The sequence below is a fragment of the Ralstonia mannitolilytica genome, from assembly GCF_905397375.1.
Classification (GTDB): Bacteria; Pseudomonadota; Gammaproteobacteria; order Burkholderiales; family Burkholderiaceae; genus Ralstonia; species Ralstonia mannitolilytica.
This window is the reverse complement of the sequence record NZ_CAJPVG010000013.1, coordinates 13039-30328: the sequence shown is the minus strand read 5'-3', so window position 1 is coordinate 30328 and position 17290 is coordinate 13039. Positions and strand designations below refer to the sequence as shown.

Below are 17290 nucleotides of genomic sequence, written 5' to 3'. Positions count from 1 at the left end.
ATTCTTAGCCCCGGAGGCATGGGAACACCGCGCATGGGCCAACCATGCCGTTCCTGCCACACAAGAGCCCATGCCGCTCCGGGTGTCCTGTTTCCATGCTAGTCACTCGGGCGGCGAATTTGTTGATGTCGCTCAAGGCCCACAATCGCGACCCCCGAGGGGACGGTCTTAATACCAAACTGGACTGCCAGTGAATAGAATGACCCAATCGGATTTGGGCAGGAGCGTCTTATCATGCGGACTGTCGGCGAAATTGCACTCTCCATCTCGACCACGTCGACGCTGGAAGCCACACAAACCGAAATTGCCGAGCACAAGGGCTTCGGCCATCCGGACAGCCTGTGCGATGGCGCCGTCGAGGCGGCAGCCTGCGCCCTATCCCGAGCCTATCTGCAAGCATACGGAGCGATTCAGCACTTCAACCTGGATAAGGCGCTGTTAATCGGAGGCATCAGCCAGCCACGGTTCGGCGGCGGCAAAGTTCTGCGTCCCGCGCGGCTGATCGTCTGCGGCCCCGTGACCGAGTTGCCGTCGGCTTCGGCCACGTCACTCGTCGAGCAATCCATCCGCGAATACCTGGTGGCAACCTTGGGAAAGGCAGGCAATGACATCGGCATCGAGCTTGTTTTGAGGCCTTCGGCGCCGAATCTTCAGCGTGTTATCCAGCAGGCGGCGCTTCCGCTGGCCAACGACACCTCCTTCGGCGTCGGGTACGCACCCCGCTCCCGACTCGAAGACACGGTCCTTTGCGCTGCGCGCGTCCTGCGCTCCAACGAATTTCGCAGCGCCTTTGATGCGGCTGGGGCGGATTTTAAGATCATGGGGCACCGGCTGGGCGCGCACTTCGGCCTTACCGTGGCGCTCGCACTCGTCGACCGAGACGTGGGAAGTATTGAAGACTATTTCACACTCAAGGGCCGATTGGCAGCGTACCTGGCTGGGTGTCTGCCGACGGCGTGCCATATCGGGATCAACACCCTGGATGACCCAGCTACGCTTGACGAGAGCGGAATTTACCTGACCGTGACCGGGTTAAGTGCGGAGCACGGCGACGATGGCGAGGTCGGCCGCGGCAATCGCGTCAACGGCTTGATCACGCCGTACCGCCCGATGTCATTGGAAGCGGCAGCGGGAAAGAATCCGGCCGCGCATGTCGGCAAGCTCTACAACGTGCTGGCACATCGATTGGCGGCGAGCATTCATGCCGACATCGAAGGCGTGGATGAAGTGACGGTCAGGCTGCTCTCGGCAATCGGCCACCCGGTCGACCAGCCTCAGTTGGTGGCGATCGACCTTGCAGCGGCGGGTGGGTTCTCCGCTGCGCGGCAGCGGCAAGTTCGCGAGCTGACCGCGCAGCATTTGGCGGCGCTTCCAGCGCTGATACGGGAGTTGGCCACGGGTGCCATCGCCGTCTTTTAGCGGAGCGCTGCATCGTTGCTTTCGAGGCCCCATTGCTTGTAGCGGCGCCTCTAGAACTTTCCTGATCGCAGGATCGCAACCGCCCAAGCGAGGCCCATCACGCTGGCGACGACGAAACCCAGAAGCCCCAGCACTGGAATGCCCGCATAGTGCGGACCGCTGTGGAACGCCATGACGATTGAGGAGCCAATCACGACGCTCGCAATAATCAAGCTCAAGCTCAGCCGGTTGCTTGCACGGTCGATATGCGCTTCCAATCCTTGCAACTGGTCGTGTTTGATATGCAGCGTCGCCTTACCGCTGCTGAGCGCCTCCACCGTGCGGTTCAGAATGTCGGGCAGCAAGGCGGCGGCGTGATGCAGCGCGCGCAAGGTGCGGAATCCCCTGCTGAACTCGGTCTGTACATTCGCCCCCTGCAATAGTTTGCGGCCGAGCAAATGCGGCGCATATTCCCGCAAGGACGCGAGTGCGTTGAAGTCCGGGGCGAGCGTCAACGCTTGCGATTCGACCAGCATGAACGCTTTCGAGACCAGCAGAAACTGGCGCGGCAGTTTGATCCGATGGCGCTGGCTGAGCAGCGCAAACTGGCGGACAATTTCGCCGAACGAATAGCCTTTCCCGGCGGCTTCGTAGTATGCGTCAAGTGCCTGCGAAGCATCGCGGGTAAATGCCTCACGATCCACCCCCTCGGTCGCCACCCCCATCTCGAAATAGGCATCCACCATCCATGACACCTCGCCGGAACTGACGGCGAGAATCAACTGGGCCAAGGCTTCCTGATCATAGGCGGACAGCCGTCCCATGATGCCAAAGTCATGAAAGCAAAGCCGGCCGTCCTCCAGCAAAAATACGTTGCCCGGATGCGGGTCGCCGTGAAAGAAGCCGTCCTCGAAGACCTGCTTCAAGAACGATGCCATCAGCGCCTGCGCCACGCGCCGTCGGCTCTCCTGTTCGGACGACGGAATATGCGTAAGCTTCTTGCCGAAACTGCGCTCCATGGTCAAGACACGTCGGCTGGTCTGCTCCCAAAAGATGCGGGGCACGAAGACGTGCTTATCATCCTGCAAATTCTCCCTCAGGAGATCGCCGTTGCGCGCCTCGACTTGATAGTCCAATTCTTCGTTGATGAGCCGGGCAAACTCTTCCACCAGATCGCCCGGGCCAAATCGGCGACTCTCCGGCACATACCGCTCCAGTTGACGGGCCAAGAAGCGCATGATCCTGACATCGGCATGAATGATGGGCTCGATGCCGGGGCGCTGCACCTTGACCACCACGCTGGTGCCGTCAATCAACTGCGCCGTATGGACCTGGCCGATCGACGCGGCAGCCAGGGGCGTCTCATCGAAACTGGTGAACAACGCGTGAACGGATTTGCCCAGTTCACGCTCGACAATCTCACGCGCCTGCTCGCCAGGGAAAACAGCGACATCATCCTGGAGCCGTTGCAGCTCCTCGATATAGACCTCCGGCAACATATCGCGCCGCAGGCTCAGAAGCTGGCCAAACTTGACGAACGCGGGCCCCAGCCCTTCGAGCGTAGCTCTCAGCCGCTTTGCATCCTGATCGGTCGCTTGCACCGCCTCAACTGAAGCTTCGAGTGCGTCACGGCCAATCCGTAGCCGCTCCACATAATGCGCCCACCCTGCCCCGGCCAATGCGCGCAGGATGTACAAGAGCCGTGGCAGTTCAGCGGGCACCCGCTCGCGCACCGCTGGTTCGGGATTCGCATGCGTTATGACGCCCATGTTCCTTCTCCTCGTTGCCCACCTTCCCCATTGCCGCGCCATGCACGCATCCGAGCCCAGCTTTCCGGACGTCGACAGCCGGCAAGCACTATCGTTTTAGAAGAACCACTGTATCTGCGTGTAGTAGATGTGATGGAAATGTCCAAACTCACTGCCACTGCTGCCCATAAAGAACTGGGCGCCGATCTGCCAGTCGAGATTCGTCTTGATCGAATAGGTCAGCAGGGGCGAAACGAAACGGCTATGGTCGTCCAAATTGACCACCACATAGCCCTCCCACTTGAGCAGCGGCGTGATTTCGTAGCTCATGTAGCCACCAGCATAGTGCTTGGCAACGCTGCGAATCTTGCCGGTCAACAGCGACGTGAAATCGTACGCGGCGGCATTGGTCGTGCCGGCGCCGTTGTAGTAGAGCTCGGCGCTAAGCGTGAGCGTGTTCGCAAACGCATAATCGAGCGCGAGAACGGCACGTTGATAGGTCGAGCCAGTCTTGGCACGCACTTGCGTGAACTCACCACGAATGCCCGCCGTGCCGATCTGCCCCGCGAGATCGAAGCCGGCGACCTGCTCATTGCCGAAGCGCCCGCCGACAATGGAATAGTCCACGCCATGCGTGTTGGCGTGCCAATTGAATGCCGCGCTGGAGTCCGCGCCACCGTGCCCCGGCGCGTACACAGCGCTGATGCGGGAGATGGGCCCCAGCTTGTGCTCGGCCAGCACCGCGTCGACACCCACGCGCTCCTCGCGCTCGATGGCAGTCGGGTTCAGGGGGTTCAGCAGGTCGAGCGGGCTCCAGAAACGGCCCGTTCCCCATGCGATGCGCTGCCGCCCGATGCGCACATCGGTGTCGCCCGATGACAGGGTGACGTTGCCGCGATACAGCCGGTGCTGGCCGTAGTACGAGCCGCCACGCAGGTAATTGCCGTCGAGATCCAGGTACTGATCCGGCGCGAGACTGCTCTGGCTTGCGAACTGTGCGGTGTGCAGGTAGCTGCCGAACAGCAATTCGTTGTCGTACTGCAGATCCACGGCGACGTGCTCGGAGAGCTTGCCCTGCAACTGCAGCCGCAGGCGATTGAGATCGAGCAGATAGCGTTGCCCGCCGGGCACGATGGTTTCCGATTCCTCCAGCAAGCTCTTGTAGTAACCGGAAAATTTCAACCCGGACTGCGACGTCTCCTGCGCCGAGGCTCCGAAGGCCAGAGCCGCCAGAAGTCCGAACGGCACGGCTTGCTTAAACATGGCGTATCGCTTGCACTGGATCGAGCCGCGCCGCCTTGGCCGCGGGATAGAGCGAAACCAGCACGCCGGCAATCAACAGCGCAATACCCGGCGGGACCACCGTCGCACCGAAAATGCGCGGATAAACGATGCCGGTCAACCCGGGGATGGCGGAATATCCGGCGAAGAAGCTCGACAGGTCCATACCGGCATGCCCAAGATACAGCACCAGCGCAATGCCGGCGCCATACCCGACGGCAGACGCGATCAACAGCAAGGCGATGGACTCATATACGACCATGCGCCTCAAGGCGGCGGGCGACGTGCCAAGCGCCAGCATCACGCCAAACTCGCGCGTGCGCTCGGTGACGGCCATGAACACGGTATTGATGACCGACGTGGTAATCACCAGAAGCAGCACCGCCAGGATGATACTGCTCACCACGCGCAGGAGCCGGACCATGTCTTCGAGCTGCGGCAAGAGTTCCTGCCACGGTATCAGCGTCACGTCGGTGCCACCGATACGCGCGCGTAGCAGGGCAACGGCAGCGGACACGTGCGCGCGATCCTCCAGCCGGACATTGATGGTGGAAACGCGTGAACCGAGCGCAAGCAACGACTGCGCCGCTGGCAGCGTGACAAAAGCAAATGCGCCATCGAAACTGGCACTTTCCGTCGAGAAAATGCCCCCCACCCCGTAGGCTGCCGTGCCGAGCTCGCCGTTGGCGGCCTGGGCCATGACGACGATCTTCTCGCCCAGGCGGACACCGAGCTTGTCGGCGAGCCTGCGGCCAATCATGACTTCGCGATCGGCGCCAGGTATGAGCGCCCGTCCCTGGACAACCGTGCGGGAAATGAACGTGACCTTAGCCTCCGCCACCGGATCGATGCCGATGAGCATGATGCCTTCGGATTTCGAGGCCGTGCTGGCCAACGCCTGGACCTGGGTGCGCGGCGCAGCCGCAATCACGCCAGGCGTGCCCCGGACGGCTTGCAGCAGCGAGACGGCATCGTCGATGGCAAGCTCGGGGGCATAATCCTTGCGAAAGCCCTTGCGTTCGACCTGGATGTGCCCCGTCAGATAACGCGTGGAGTTCTCGATCGTCTGGTCGAAGAATCCGTCGAAAAACCCCAGGATGAAGACAAAGCCCACGATGCCGAAGGCAGCGCCTGCGGCCATGAGGGCCGTGCGGCGTGGATTGCGCAGCAGGTTGCGCAGTGCGAGCAGCACGAACACCGGCAAGCGGGAATCGCCCGTGTTTCGTGACGACACCCGCATGGCAGCGGGTAGCCCGCGAATCGCCTCGATGGGCCGCAACTGCACGGCCTTGGCAGCGGGATACAGTGCCGCCAGCCCGGCAATGACGAAGACCGCCACTGACAGCACGACGCCACGCTCGGCGCTCACCACCGGATAGACGACGTCGGACAGCCCGGGCATCGTGCGCAGCCCGGCTTCAAAACCGTGCAGATGGATACCCGCGCGCGCGAAATACGCCGTCACTGTCCAGCCGACGGCGTTGCCGACGATCAGGCCAACGATGCCCAGAAGGATCGATTCATACAGGACCAGCCGAAGCACGCGCGTGCGGCTCATGCCGACGGCAAGCATGATGCCGAATTCGCGCGTGCGCTCCATCACGGACATCAGCACAGGATTCGCCACCGCGAAGACGACCACCACGAAGAACACCAACAGCACCACGTAGGTCGTGACCTCGTGAAAGCGCGAACTGACCGCTACCATCGGTAGCAGCCGTGGCCACCCCACGACTTCGTAACGATCTCCCAGGCGCTCGGCGAGCCCCGCGCTGACCGGCTCCAGGCGCGAGCGCTCGCGCAGCCGCAGGGCGATGGCGGTGGCGCCACCGGGCGCGGAGAGAAACTCCCGCACAACAGGCAGCGGCATCACGGCGACGTAGCCGTCGAGATCGTCGATCTTGCTGCGGAAGATGCCGCGCACCGGATACTTTCCGCTCGATATCGAGCCGTCGTAGCCCTGCCCCACGAACACGATGTTCTGCCCGGGCCGCACCGCGAGCGCTTCAGCAAGCATCTCCCCGATCAGCACGCCGGGCGCGCCGGTCGTCAGCGGCTGCCCGGCCACGATGGCGTCCGAGAGCATCGTCACCTGCGCCTCGTCTGCCGGCTCGACGCCGACGAGCATGAGGCCGCGCGACTTGTCGCCCCGGCTGGCCAGCGCTTTGGTTTCCAGGCGGATGCTGGCGGCTGCCACCCCAGCCTCGTTGCGCACGGCATGCAGGATGGGGGCCGAGTCTGGCATGGCGAGATCAAGGATCGGATCGTCGTGGTAGCCCTTGAGATGCACCTGCGCATCGCCGGCGAAATACCGCGTGGTGTTCTCGACCATCTCGCGGTTCATGCCAGCGGTGAATCCCCAGTTGAAGATCATCGCCGCTAGGCCGATGGCGATCGACGAGATGGTGATGGCGGAACGCCTGCGGTTGCGCAGCACATTGCGCACGGCGAGTGGCAGCAGCATCATGGCGGTCGGCGCTCATCGGCTTCGATCCGGCCGTCACGCAGGCGAATGACCCGCCGCGCGCGTTCGACCACCATCGGGTCGTGGGTGGAGAACACGAACGTCACGCCGCGCCGTTCATTCATGGCCTTCATCATGTCCATGAGCGCGGCGCCGGCTTTGGAATCCAGATTGGCGGTCGGCTCATCGGGCAGCACGATGATCGGCTCGGCCGCGATGGCGCGCGCCACCGCCACGCGCTGCTGCTGCCCACCGGAGAGTTGCTGCGGACGCCTGTGCTCCATCCCTTCCAATCCCAGTTCCTTGAGCAGCGTCATGGCGCGGTCCCGGCGCTGCATCTCTGGCACCCCCTGCAACAGCATCACGAATTCCACGTTTTCTAGCGCGGAAAGAACGGGAATCAGATTGAACTCCTGGAAGACGAAGCCGATCTTGCGCAAGCGGATGTCCGAAAGCGCGGCTTTACCCAGTGTCCCGATCTCGCTGCCGTCGACCCAGACATGGCCTTCGGTGGGTGAGTCCAAGCCACCGATCACGTTCAGGAGCGTTGTCTTGCCCGAGCCGGACGGCCCTACCAGCACCGCAAAGTCGCCTTTGCGGATTTCCAGATTGATATGCTGCAGCGCATGCACGACGCTGGCACCTTGCCGATACAGCCTGGAGACACCTACGAGCTTGACGACTGTATCGGCTGCAGCATTCATGGCTTTTGCAGATTGCGCTGCGTAAAGCGTTCGTCGTCAATCGGCTGGTCGTAGCGCGCGGCCTTGACGACGATCACGGTTGCGTGGCCTGGATCATTCACGGGGCGCATTTCCCATTTGGTCGGAATGGTGCGGCCACCCATCGGGCCAACGTCGGAGAACGTCAGGACCCGCACCAGTTCGTTGCGCTCGTTGTAGTAATACTGCTTGAGCGGAATCGTATCCGCTTGCCGAATCCAGTAGAGAATCTTTCCCCACACGACGGCGGCATCCGGCTTGGGAATCGATTCAATCACGTAAGACGCGGCGCCGTTCAGCACCTCCGTGCGGAGAACCCGATGCGTGTAGTCATCCACGGCGCTGCTTTGCTTGACCAAGTCGTCGTTGGTGAAGTCGGAGCCCATCCAGGGCTGCAGCATCATCGACGGCGGAATCTTGATGGTGCGCTCGATGTTGGGCAGGTAGTTCCACATCTCCGAGCCGATACGCAGCGACCCAATACCGGCCTCCTTGGCCGGCGCCAGAACGCGGATGAACGAGCGCCGCGGCCGCTCCATCCAGGCGCGCAGGTCAAGCGCGCGCTGCCAGCGCGGTGTGGTGATCGTCATCTGGAACTCGCCTTGCAGCGTCTTGCCCCACAGCAGGGTATCGACGCGATCGACGAGCGTGCGGCCGTCTGGTTCCTCAGCCCAAGCCCCACCCACCATGCATGCGGCAGCAAACGCCACAAGGCACGCGGACACCAGAGAGGGAATGGCCTTGCGAACCATGGTGCCATCCGGGCAGCTGAACGATTTCATGGCATCCGACTAGCCAGGACGGCCAGACCCTTGCCGTGGCCATTCGACAAATGCCAGCACCCAAAGCCCGATCAGGTTGAAGAATGGCACCAGCACCAGAATGGCCCAAAAAGGCGACAACCCGATCCGCATCAGGATTCGGCCGATGGGATACAGCAATACCACCGCCATGACGGCAAACGTGATCCAGTGAGCGAGACCATAGCCGGCCATGTCGAACCCGTGAACCATCATCGTGCACCTCCTCGTGAAACCCAAGGTGTAACCCCAAGCACAATTCACGTTACACCTTTATGGGCGGCATCGCTTTACCTGGATCAAGGCATATTCGATCCAATTGCGTAGCAGGTAATAGCTTACCCGTCGCCATTTCAGCCCCCATGTGCCAGAAACATGCACCTGAAGATCAAGCAACTGGAATGCATGACAGAAAAGTCACCTTCCGGTCAGCTTCCCATCGGGAAGCAGTTGGCAGACTGCCGATACCCCGCTCATGGAAACCATCCCCGCACCCACCGCCCCTGCCCAAGAGCATTGGGGCATGGCGTACGAGACCAAACATCCTGCTATTGGCTGGGTGAAATGAGACATGGAGCGCCGATCCGGCTTGACATGGATCAAGCCACGGTCGCTATCCAGCAGGAGTCAGTGCAATAGTGGCCCCTCATCACCCAGAATGGACTGCAAAACTGAACCGCCAACTTTTATCGCTAGGAGACACAACGTGAACCGCAAAACCATCCTTTCCGCACTGCTGCTTGCAACCGCCGCATCCATGTCGGCCGGCGTATTTGCCACGGACAACGACATGCCCATGGCATCCGAAGCCTCCGGCGCGCACAAAATGAAACCGCATTCGCACGTCGCCGAGAAAGCTGGCGCTTCCGCCGCCAGCGCGCCGGCGGCCGCCCCCGCCGAGGACACCAAGGGCAGGGACAAGTCCAAGCATTTCCATCCCGATACCAAGTAAGTCTGCGCGCGGGCTCAGAAAAGAGCCCGCGCTTCAATTCACCTGACCTGCGACAACGAAGTTCGGCCCGATGCGGCTAAGCTGGCCTACAAGGCCCATGCAGTTGCACCGCATGATTTGCAGCCCGTGTCCGCACTGTCTGGTGACGGACATCACGACTTTCACAGGAAGTGATGAGGTGGTGTGATGACAGACCGTACGGTACAGCGCAAACGACGTCCGGCCCGATCGGCGCCGGGTGTAGCAGCCCCGGCGCTGCGGTTGGTTAGCGAACCGGACCACCAGGCCGAGCCACAGCCGGCACCTGCCGAGCCCCCTCTTGAGCAAGGGTGGGACTACTGGGTGGATGTCACGCAGCGGTGGATTCTGTTCATCGATATCCTGCGGCAACGCGCCAACAATATGTTGGCCCATGAGGAGGCCGGCCTGCCGCCACCGCTGCATTTCGACTACGAATTGCTACTGGATGCGCGAACCTTCGAGCGCCCGGCCAACTATGCCCTGCTCCGTATCACGCGCTGTGGCACCGACCACCTGGAGCGACAGGTTCGGGCGGATGCAACCCCCGTCATCGTCATCGACCCGCGTGCCGGTCACGGACCGGGCATTGGGGGCTTCAAGCGCGATTCGGAAGTCGGCATGGCCCTCGCCGAAGGCCATCCTGTCTACTTTGTCAGCTTCTTCCCGGCCCCCTGCCGCGGACAGACCCTTGGCGACGTCCTGAACGCGCTTCGTACCTTCGTCGAGGAGGTCGCGCGACGGCATGACGGGCAGGCGCCGGTGCTCTACGGCAACTGCCAGGCCGGCTGGGAAGTGATGCTCCTGTCTGCCCACTGCTGCGAGCGCGTCGCCTGCCCTGCGGTGCTCAACGGCTCCCCGCTCTCGTACTGGTCCGGCGAAGCAGGCGTCAACCCGATGCGCCTGCTCGGGGCGTTCACCGGCGGCGTGTGGTCAGCAAACTTTCTTGCCGATCTGGGCAACGGCCGTTTTGACGGTGCATGGCTGGTACAGAACTTCGAGGCACTCAAGCCTGAGTCCGCGCTCTGGACCAAGCTCTACACTGTCTTCGCCGATCCGGATGGTGAAGGTGACCGGTTTTTGGAATTCGAGCGCTGGTGGAATGGCTTTTACTTTCTCAGCCGGGAAGAACTGGTCGCAACCATCCAGGATCTTTTTGTCGGCAACAAGTTGGAAACCGGCGAAGTGCATGTCGACGGTAAGTGCACGGTCGACTTACGGCGCATTTGCAAACCGATCGTCATCTTTGCCTCGTACGGCGACAACATCACGCCACCGCACCAGGCGCTCGGCTGGATTCCCGTCGTGTACGAAAGTACGGAAGCTCTGGTCGCCGCCGGCCAGCGAATCGTGTATCTCACCAACCCGCATGTCGGACACCTCGGCATTTTCGTCTCCGCAAGCGTGGCGCGTCACGAGCATCGCGCGATCCTGCAAAGCCTCGATGCGATTGAGGCGCTGCCGCCCGGCTTGTACGAGATGAAGCTGTCGGAACACTCCGATGCGCCGCCACAGAACAACTCCCAACGCGGGGTCACGTTTGAGCCGCGTCGCGTCGAAGACATTCAATTCCCATACCCGCGTGCCCTGTTCGAGCATGTGCGCGCCGTCTCGGAAATCAACGAACGGCTGTATGACCAGTTCTGGAGCCCAACCGTGCGCGCGCTGGCAACGCCGTGGAGCGCTGAATGGCTGAAATGGAGCCATCCGATGCGCTGGACGCGCTATGCATGGTCCGAGCGGTTCCAACCATGGCTGTTGCTCGTAGCCGCCATGGCTGCGGGCGTGAGGGCCTCCAGGCGAAAAGCCGGGGAAGACAATATCTGGCGCGCTTCGGAAGAAGCGCTTAGCGCCACGCTGACACACACACTTGAGACAGGTCGGTCAGTGCGCGACTTGGTGGCCGAGACGGCATTCCAGTGGCTTTACGGGCCATCTTGGCCCTACTCGTTTGCGCAGTCTTATATTCCGGCATCAGACCATCGTGACTGCGACGTTGGAGAAGCAACGGTTCGCCAAGCTTGCAGCGCTTGCGACACTGACGTGCGGTGAGGTTTCCGGCGACTCTTAGCTGCATATCCAATGGGCGGTTGTGATGATCCAGACATGGGCAATGGCCCAATCAACGGGCGCTCGAATTTGCCGGCCAAGCGCACTAGCAACGCGAGCCTCAGCGGGCAGCGCTTTCTCTTTGACCTAACTGGCCGTTGTGCGGCGACTAAAAGAAGGCGCCCGCCGCAAAGAACCGTACTACAAACATGATGGCGGGATACAGAAGGGACCATCACGTGAGCAGTTGGCCGGCAGATGCTTGAAATCTACGCCATGGAAAAGCGTGCCCATGAAATCCACGAAAGGTTCGGGCGCCGCCAGCCAAGCCAACGTGCATTACGTGGAGAAGAGGATCAGAGTGGCGGACTCTGTTACAGCGGCTGCGAAGGGTTGCCTCCTGCCGAGGATGTCGTGATCAATGAGACGACGCCTTCGACGCACCACTGCTCCAACGGGGGATGAAACGTGGTGTGCGCTCACAATACGCTTCGTATGCCCGGCCGAACTCGGCCAGCGCATCTCGCTCCTCAGTCAGCGCGAGATGAACATACATCCAGACCAGCACTGGAAACATGATCAGCGTGAGCAACGTCGGCCACTGCAGCAGGAAGCCGAGCATGATCAGGACAAACGCCACATATTGCGGATGGCGCATGCGGGTATAGAGTCCACCGGTGGCCAGACGGTGCTGCTGCTGCGCCAGATACAGCACCCGCCAGGCGGAAGCGAGCATGATGAAACCACCGAAGATCAGCAGGTTGCTTAGGATGTGGAACGGCCCGAAATGCGGATTAGCGCGCCAGCCGAACATCACCTCCAGCAAATGCCCCGCGTCGTGAGAGAGGAAATCGATACCGGGAAAATGCTTGCTCAACCAGGGCAGCAACAAGTAGATCGTCAGTGGGAACCCGTACATCTCCGTAAACAGCGCCACGAGAAACGCCGAGAAGGCCCCGAAGGACCGCCAGTCACGCGAGGTCTTTGGCTTGGTGAAGCTGAAAGCGAAGATGATGAAGATGGCCGAGTTGATGATGACCAACGACCAGAGCCCGTAGCCGGATTGTGTGTCGTGCTGCATCGTTACTCTCCCTTTGGATGTACGTGCGTTGACGGCTCGCCCCCTTCGTCTTGGTGGCCGTGGTGCATGAACAGGTGCATCAACGGGCAAGTAGCGAGCAACAGGAAGGGCAGGAACGGGATCACGTGTGCCCGATGTTCCGTGAACAGGAAATAGGCGATCACAAGCAGGAAGCCTATCAAAACCCACCTGGACCTGAAGACTGTCCTGTGCGCCGCGTGCGGCCCATCTTCAGGGTTCATTTGATCATTCATGCGAGCCTCCTCGTCCACAGGCAATCGGCTTGAAAAAAGGCTGGCTAGCAGCACCCGCCGTGATGGCGATGGTGTTGGTGGACGAAACGTGAAGGATTCTGCTGAAAGACCGCGCGAGATTGCTCAGACTCGAAGTAGAACGTCTTCCCTTCAAAATTGGCCGTGATGGCGTGGGTCGGGTCAACCCGGTTTCCGGTCACTGGGTCACTGTTTGCATCTGGAGCGCCGTGCATCATGCCGGCACCCTCGCCGCCTCTGGAGCGCATCGCTTGGCTGCGCCAAAGGAACACCACCACCAATCCGCCCAGCACGATCCAGATCAGGTTTTGCGAAAGCCAGGTCATTTTCCACCTCCGTCTTACGACTTCCTACGCGATTTCAGTTCCCGCTCCACTGCCGCCTCAACCTCTCGTCTGGTTTGCCGTGAAAGACGCAAACTCATCCAGATCACCCAGACCGGACAGGCCAGGAGAATCAGCGCAACCAGCACCGAGAACAGTGAGATTCCGTACCAATAGAGGATGGCGGCGGCCAGCGCCGTCGCCACGGCGGCACAGAACCAGACAGCGGGTTTCATGCCGGCACCTCCTGCGCCTTACTTGTCAGCCGCACGCGCTTGAGCATGGCCGAATTCGCCACCACGCTAAGCGAGGACAGCGACATCGCCGCCGCCGCCAGGATGGGATTGAGCAGGCCGAAAGCCGCCACCGGAATGCCGATGGTGTTGTAGAAGAAGGCCCAAAACAGGTTCTGCTTGATCTTGCGCATCGTGGCGCGGGACAACTCGATGGAAGCCGCCACGTCGCGTACGTCATTGCGGATCAGGATGATGCTGCCGGTCTCCTTGGCCACATCCGAGCCCGAGCCGATAGCGACGCCGATATCCGCCGCAGCGAGCGCGGGCGCGTCGTTGACCCCATCGCCGACCATGGCAACCACCTCGCCGTCCTTCTGCAAGCCCTGGATGGTCTTGACCTTGTCTTCCGGCATGACCTCTGCGATTACGCGCTCGATGCCGACCTGCCGCCCGATAGCTTGCGCGGTGCGCTGGTTATCCCCACTGAGCAGAACCACCTTGATGCCGCGCGACTTGAGCATGGCAATGGCCTCTGACGCCTCTGGCTTGACCGTATCGGCCACGGCGATGATGCCAAGCAGTTCATGCCCGATCCCCGCCAGCATCGCTGTCTTGCCATCAGCCTCCAGCCCGGCCAGCGTCGCTTCAATCGTATCGACTGAGATGGCCTGCTGCGCGAGCATGCGCCGGTTTCCTAGCCAGGCCTGCTGGCCGTCGATGGCCCCCTGAATACCCATCCCCGACAGCGCCTGGATGTTGTTCGCCTTACGCGTCGCCAGCTCACGATGCTGTGCGGCACGGACGATCGCTTCGCCCAGCGGATGCTCCGAGCCGGACTCGACCGCTGCAGCAATACTGAGCAGCTCGGCTTCCTGGTGTGTCCCAAGCGGCAGGATATCGGTCACGGTCGGTTCGCCGCGCGTAATCGTGCCCGTCTTGTCAAAGACAACGGTGGTCAATTTCTCAGCGCGTTCGAGCACTTCGCCGCCGCGGATCAGGATGCCGGCGTCCGCGCCTTTTCCCACGCCGACCATCAAGGCGGCAGGCGTCGCTACACCCAGAGCGCACGGGCAGGAGATGATAAGCACGGCAATAAAGGCGAGCAGCCCCTGCGGGAAATGCCCCGCGAGCGTCCATCCGATGACAGCCAGCAGTGCAACGCCCACGACCGCCGGCACAAAATAGCCGGTCACCTGGTCGGCCAGCCGCTGAATCTGTGCCGAGCTTGCCTGCGCGTCTTCTACCATCTTGATGATCTGCGCCAGCGCCGTATCCGCACCGATGCGGGTCGCCTGGAACGTAAAGGCGCCTGACCGGTTCAGCGTACCGCCGATCACCGTTGCCCCAGGCTTCTTGTCAACTGGCATCGACTCCCCGGTCAGCATCGATTCGTCCACGCTGGTTTGCCCGTCCGTCACCTTGCCATCGGTTGGAATCTTCTCGCCGGGGCGGACCACTACCAGCTCCGAGACCATGATGCTTTCGGCGGGAATCTCGACTTCCTTGCCATCGCGAATCACGTGCGCCACAGCGGGCTTGAGGTCAAGCAGGCGACGGACTGCGGCGGAGGACTTCTTTTTGATGATCTCCTCCATGTACTTGCCCAGCAGCACAAAAGCGATGATGACCGCGGACACCTCGAAGTAGACATCGCGTTCGGCCACCTTCACCGGCAACCAGGATGGGAAGAACAACACGACCACGCTGTAGAAGTACGCTACCGACGTACCCAGCGCGATCAGGAAATCCATGTTGATGTTGCGCGTGCGGACCGCGTTCCACGCGCCTTTGTAGAAGCTCCAACCTCCAATGAACTGTACGGGGGTCACCAGCAGGAACAGCCATATTCCCCATGTGAACCAAGGCAGCGCCGGAATGGGCGCCCAAGTCAGCAGGGTCGCACCTGCAGCCAAGGCCAGAAACGCCCCGGCGCGTAACACCGCCAACGCCAGCACACCGGTCAAGGCAATGGTGACGCGCGTCTTCATCGCCTTCAGTTCGGACTCCGGCGACTCAAACGTGTGCAGACAGCTCTCGCTGCAGAAGTAGTACTTTCGCCCTCCTCGCTCTGCGGACAAGGCAGTGGCCTTGTCAACCATCATTCCGCAGATGGGGTCCTTGGCCAGTTGCTTCGTGCTTGCGGACACCGCAGCAACTCCGGTTGGCGCGTGATCATGGGCCGCGCCGTCGTGGTCATGCGCGTCATGCGCGTCATGCGAGAGATATCGCGCCGGATCAGCGAGAAAAGTCTTCTCACAGTGCCGAGAACAGAACCAATAGCGCTGATGCCCGACTTCCGTGCTGGCTGCTGCCTGCGCAGGGGAAATCTCCATACCGCAAACCGGATCGCGCACGCGACCGGCATCGACGACCGGTTGAGCGATGCGCAGCGCGCTCTGCCGACCGACCACTTGATCGCCACGATGGTGTCCGATGGAATCGCTTGGCATGCCAACCTCGGATGTGCTGATTGTTTAACTTGATTAGGTCTGGGCACAACTACGATTGCAGTGTGTTCCACGCCCGGAACGGGAGGTTGATACGGGTCAAGCGAGAGCAATTCGTTGTGATACGTCAACTGGCGACCACCGATCGCATATCAAAATGAAATCCCATCATTTCAGGAGGCAGCACCATGACGAACAACAAGCATGTTGGCTTTCTTGTAGCAGGCGCGCTGCTGATCGCCAGTGCATCGGTCTGGGCCGTTGACGAGCACCACCCCGCCGCAGCGAGCCAGCCTAGTGCGGCAACCCCAGCGAAGACTGCCCCTGCCACGGCAAACTCTGCGGATACGGAAAAGCGCTTCGAGCAAGCCCGTCAGCAGATGAAGAAGATGCAGGCCCAGATGGACAAGATCCATCAGACCAAGGACCCGAAGGAACGGCAACGTCTGATGGCCGAGCACATGCAGGCCATGCAGGACACGATGCAGACAATGCACGGTATGGGCGGCCCGATGATGATGGACATGATGGGCGGTCAAGGGATGGGGGCCGGCGGTGCGGCGCCGATGATGGGCGGCTCGGGCATGCCCATGGAGCAGCGCATGAACATGATGGAAAACCGCATGGACATGATGCAGATGATGATGGACCAGATGCTCAAACAGCAGGAACCATCAAAGAAACCTTGACGTTGCCATTGTGGGAAGGTGAATACTGCCCAGAATTGGTCAACAGGCGTGCGTGACGCATACCTGCTGACCGTTAGCTTGAACCTACGCAACATCTGACAAAAATCCGCGCGCGATGAATCCCCTTTGGCGCATGCTGATGATCGTGCTGCTTGCCGTGGCGTTGCCTGCGCGCGGGCTCCCCATGGCATCAATGCAGATGCACGGCGCTGTGGGTCTGCCAGGGCTGTCGACAGCGCATGATGTCGTACAAGCCGAGAAAGGACACCCCTGCCATATCACCGGTGACGGCCATGCCCAGAGTGGTTCCGACTGCACGGACACCGCTCCTTGCGTGTCTTTCTGCGCTGTGATCGGGGCGCTTTCCAGCCCAGCGATGCCGCTCGGCGCCAAGGGGATGCACATCCTGGTTCCCGCCCAGGAGCCTGTCTATATTTCCGCAGTTCCTGTGCCGCTCGAACGGCCACCCCGAGCCCGCTCCATTTAGCTTTACGGATCGCGCCTTTTTGCAGTGCGGCATCCGTATAGCGGCGTAAGCGAATACGCCACGCAAATTGCTAAGCCGGCATTCATGCCGGCCCCGCGTGAAATCACTGGAGCATCACCATGAAGAAGGTCATTCTTTCCGCTGTCGGCTTGGCGGCTGTTTTGACATCGTTGACGGCCATTGCCGGGCCAGACTGGCAGGTCATCGAGAAAGCTCGCAACGCGAAACTTGCGCAGATCCGCGCAGCGCAAGCGCAGAAAAGCGCTGGCATGCCTGCGATGCCGCAGCCCTGCCAAGACATGATTCAAGCGCCGAAATAACAC

Annotated in this window: 16 protein-coding genes; 5 read left to right on the top strand and 11 right to left on the bottom strand. The window is 61.3% G+C overall.

Annotation, left to right across the window (positions count from 1 at the left end; all coding sequences use genetic code 11):
- The first annotated feature begins 234 nt into the window (after positions 1-234).
- Entirely contained in the window at positions 235-1419 is a 1185-nt protein-coding gene (locus KHN96_RS19695) for a methionine adenosyltransferase (protein WP_004635185.1), read from the top strand.
- Positions 1420-1469: 50 nt separating this feature from the next.
- Here KHN96_RS19695 and KHN96_RS19690 read toward each other — a convergent pair whose 3' ends face one another.
- The 6 genes from KHN96_RS19690 to KHN96_RS19665 form a co-directional block, all read right to left on the bottom strand.
- A complete protein-coding gene (locus KHN96_RS19690) occupies positions 1470-3167 on the bottom strand; it encodes an ABC1 kinase family protein (protein ID WP_004635187.1) in 1698 nt (565 codons plus the stop codon).
- A 96-nt stretch (positions 3168-3263) separates the two neighbouring features.
- Complete coding sequence (locus KHN96_RS19685) at positions 3264-4409, bottom strand: hypothetical protein (protein ID WP_004635189.1); 1146 nt, start codon at positions 4407-4409, stop codon at positions 3264-3266.
- On the bottom strand, positions 4402-6894 hold the full coding sequence (locus tag KHN96_RS19680) for an ABC transporter permease (RefSeq protein WP_004635192.1): 2493 nt from the start codon (positions 6892-6894) through the stop codon (positions 4402-4404). Before KHN96_RS19680 ends, KHN96_RS19685 begins: the two co-directional genes overlap by 8 nt.
- Positions 6891-7595, bottom strand: coding sequence for an ABC transporter ATP-binding protein (locus KHN96_RS19675; protein WP_004635197.1), 705 nt, complete (start codon positions 7593-7595; stop codon positions 6891-6893). Before KHN96_RS19675 ends, KHN96_RS19680 begins: the two co-directional genes overlap by 4 nt.
- Entirely contained in the window at positions 7592-8365 is a 774-nt protein-coding gene (locus tag KHN96_RS19670) for an outer membrane lipoprotein-sorting protein (RefSeq protein ID WP_004635198.1), read from the bottom strand. Before KHN96_RS19670 ends, KHN96_RS19675 begins: the two co-directional genes overlap by 4 nt.
- A 39-nt stretch (positions 8366-8404) precedes the next feature.
- Positions 8405-8629, bottom strand: a complete 225-nt coding sequence (locus tag KHN96_RS19665; protein WP_004635200.1) for a hypothetical protein — start codon at positions 8627-8629, stop codon at positions 8405-8407.
- A 490-nt stretch (positions 8630-9119) separates the two neighbouring features.
- Between KHN96_RS19665 and KHN96_RS19660 the strand changes: the two genes are divergently transcribed.
- Both KHN96_RS19660 and KHN96_RS19655 read left to right on the top strand, forming a co-directional pair.
- Positions 9120-9365, top strand: a complete 246-nt coding sequence (locus tag KHN96_RS19660) for a hypothetical protein (protein ID WP_004635201.1) — start codon at positions 9120-9122, stop codon at positions 9363-9365.
- A gap of 186 nt (positions 9366-9551) precedes the next feature.
- Positions 9552-11435 (top strand): DUF3141 domain-containing protein, encoded by a 1884-nt coding sequence (locus KHN96_RS19655; RefSeq protein WP_004635203.1) that lies wholly within the window; start codon positions 9552-9554, stop codon positions 11433-11435.
- A gap of 415 nt (positions 11436-11850) precedes the next feature.
- On the opposite strand, the gene KHN96_RS19650 is transcribed toward KHN96_RS19655, so the two are convergent.
- From KHN96_RS19650 to KHN96_RS19630, 5 genes are read right to left on the bottom strand one after another with little or no spacing between them, the layout of a single operon-like run.
- Positions 11851-12513, bottom strand: coding sequence for a methyltransferase family protein (locus KHN96_RS19650; protein ID WP_004635205.1), 663 nt, complete (start codon positions 12511-12513; stop codon positions 11851-11853).
- A 2-nt stretch (positions 12514-12515) separates the two neighbouring features.
- On the bottom strand, positions 12516-12767 hold the full coding sequence (locus KHN96_RS19645; RefSeq protein WP_004635207.1) for a DUF2933 domain-containing protein: 252 nt from the start codon (positions 12765-12767) through the stop codon (positions 12516-12518).
- Between the two features lie 44 nt (positions 12768-12811).
- Entirely contained in the window at positions 12812-13111 is a 300-nt protein-coding gene (locus KHN96_RS19640; RefSeq protein WP_004635209.1) for a YHS domain-containing protein, read from the bottom strand.
- Positions 13112-13125: 14 nt separating this feature from the next.
- Entirely contained in the window at positions 13126-13344 is a 219-nt protein-coding gene (locus KHN96_RS19635; protein ID WP_004635211.1) for a hypothetical protein, read from the bottom strand.
- A complete protein-coding gene (locus KHN96_RS19630) occupies positions 13341-15794 on the bottom strand; it encodes a heavy metal translocating P-type ATPase (protein ID WP_004635213.1) in 2454 nt (817 codons plus the stop codon). Before KHN96_RS19630 ends, KHN96_RS19635 begins: the two co-directional genes overlap by 4 nt.
- A 185-nt stretch (positions 15795-15979) precedes the next feature.
- On the opposite strand from KHN96_RS19630, the gene KHN96_RS19625 reads away from it, so the two are divergent.
- Together KHN96_RS19625 and KHN96_RS19620 are read left to right on the top strand one after the other, a co-directional pair.
- A complete protein-coding gene (locus KHN96_RS19625; protein ID WP_004635214.1) occupies positions 15980-16480 on the top strand; it encodes a hypothetical protein in 501 nt (166 codons plus the stop codon).
- 606 nt (positions 16481-17086) lie between these two features.
- The gene (locus KHN96_RS19620; RefSeq protein WP_004635218.1) at positions 17087-17287 is read left to right on the top strand and encodes a hypothetical protein; all 201 of its coding nucleotides are present in this window, start codon (positions 17087-17089) and stop codon (positions 17285-17287) included.
- The last annotated feature ends 3 nt before the right edge of the window (positions 17288-17290 follow it).

Excerpts from the sequence above, each read along its gene's own strand:
- KHN96_RS19695 (WP_004635185.1), top strand. The coding sequence starts at position 235 with ATGCGGACTGTCGGCGAAATTGCACTCTCCATCTCGACCACGTCGACG.
- KHN96_RS19690 (WP_004635187.1), bottom strand. The coding sequence starts at position 3,167 with ATGGGCGTCATAACGCATGCGAATCCCGAACCAGCGGTGCGCGAGCGG.
- KHN96_RS19685 (WP_004635189.1), bottom strand. The coding sequence starts at position 4,409 with ATGTTTAAGCAAGCCGTGCCGTTCGGACTTCTGGCGGCTCTGGCCTTC.
- KHN96_RS19680 (WP_004635192.1), bottom strand. The coding sequence starts at position 6,894 with ATGATGCTGCTGCCACTCGCCGTGCGCAATGTGCTGCGCAACCGCAGG.
- KHN96_RS19675 (WP_004635197.1), bottom strand. The coding sequence starts at position 7,595 with ATGAATGCTGCAGCCGATACAGTCGTCAAGCTCGTAGGTGTCTCCAGG.
- KHN96_RS19670 (WP_004635198.1), bottom strand. The coding sequence starts at position 8,365 with ATGGTTCGCAAGGCCATTCCCTCTCTGGTGTCCGCGTGCCTTGTGGCG.
- KHN96_RS19665 (WP_004635200.1), bottom strand. The coding sequence starts at position 8,629 with ATGATGGTTCACGGGTTCGACATGGCCGGCTATGGTCTCGCTCACTGG.
- KHN96_RS19655 (WP_004635203.1), top strand. The coding sequence starts at position 9,552 with ATGACAGACCGTACGGTACAGCGCAAACGACGTCCGGCCCGATCGGCG.
- KHN96_RS19650 (WP_004635205.1), bottom strand. The coding sequence starts at position 12,513 with ATGCAGCACGACACACAATCCGGCTACGGGCTCTGGTCGTTGGTCATC.
- KHN96_RS19645 (WP_004635207.1), bottom strand. The coding sequence starts at position 12,767 with ATGAATGATCAAATGAACCCTGAAGATGGGCCGCACGCGGCGCACAGG.
- KHN96_RS19640 (WP_004635209.1), bottom strand. The coding sequence starts at position 13,111 with ATGACCTGGCTTTCGCAAAACCTGATCTGGATCGTGCTGGGCGGATTG.
- KHN96_RS19635 (WP_004635211.1), bottom strand. The coding sequence starts at position 13,344 with ATGAAACCCGCTGTCTGGTTCTGTGCCGCCGTGGCGACGGCGCTGGCC.
- KHN96_RS19630 (WP_004635213.1), bottom strand. The coding sequence starts at position 15,794 with ATGCCAAGCGATTCCATCGGACACCATCGTGGCGATCAAGTGGTCGGT.
- KHN96_RS19625 (WP_004635214.1), top strand. The coding sequence starts at position 15,980 with ATGACGAACAACAAGCATGTTGGCTTTCTTGTAGCAGGCGCGCTGCTG.
- KHN96_RS19620 (WP_004635218.1), top strand. The coding sequence starts at position 17,087 with ATGAAGAAGGTCATTCTTTCCGCTGTCGGCTTGGCGGCTGTTTTGACA.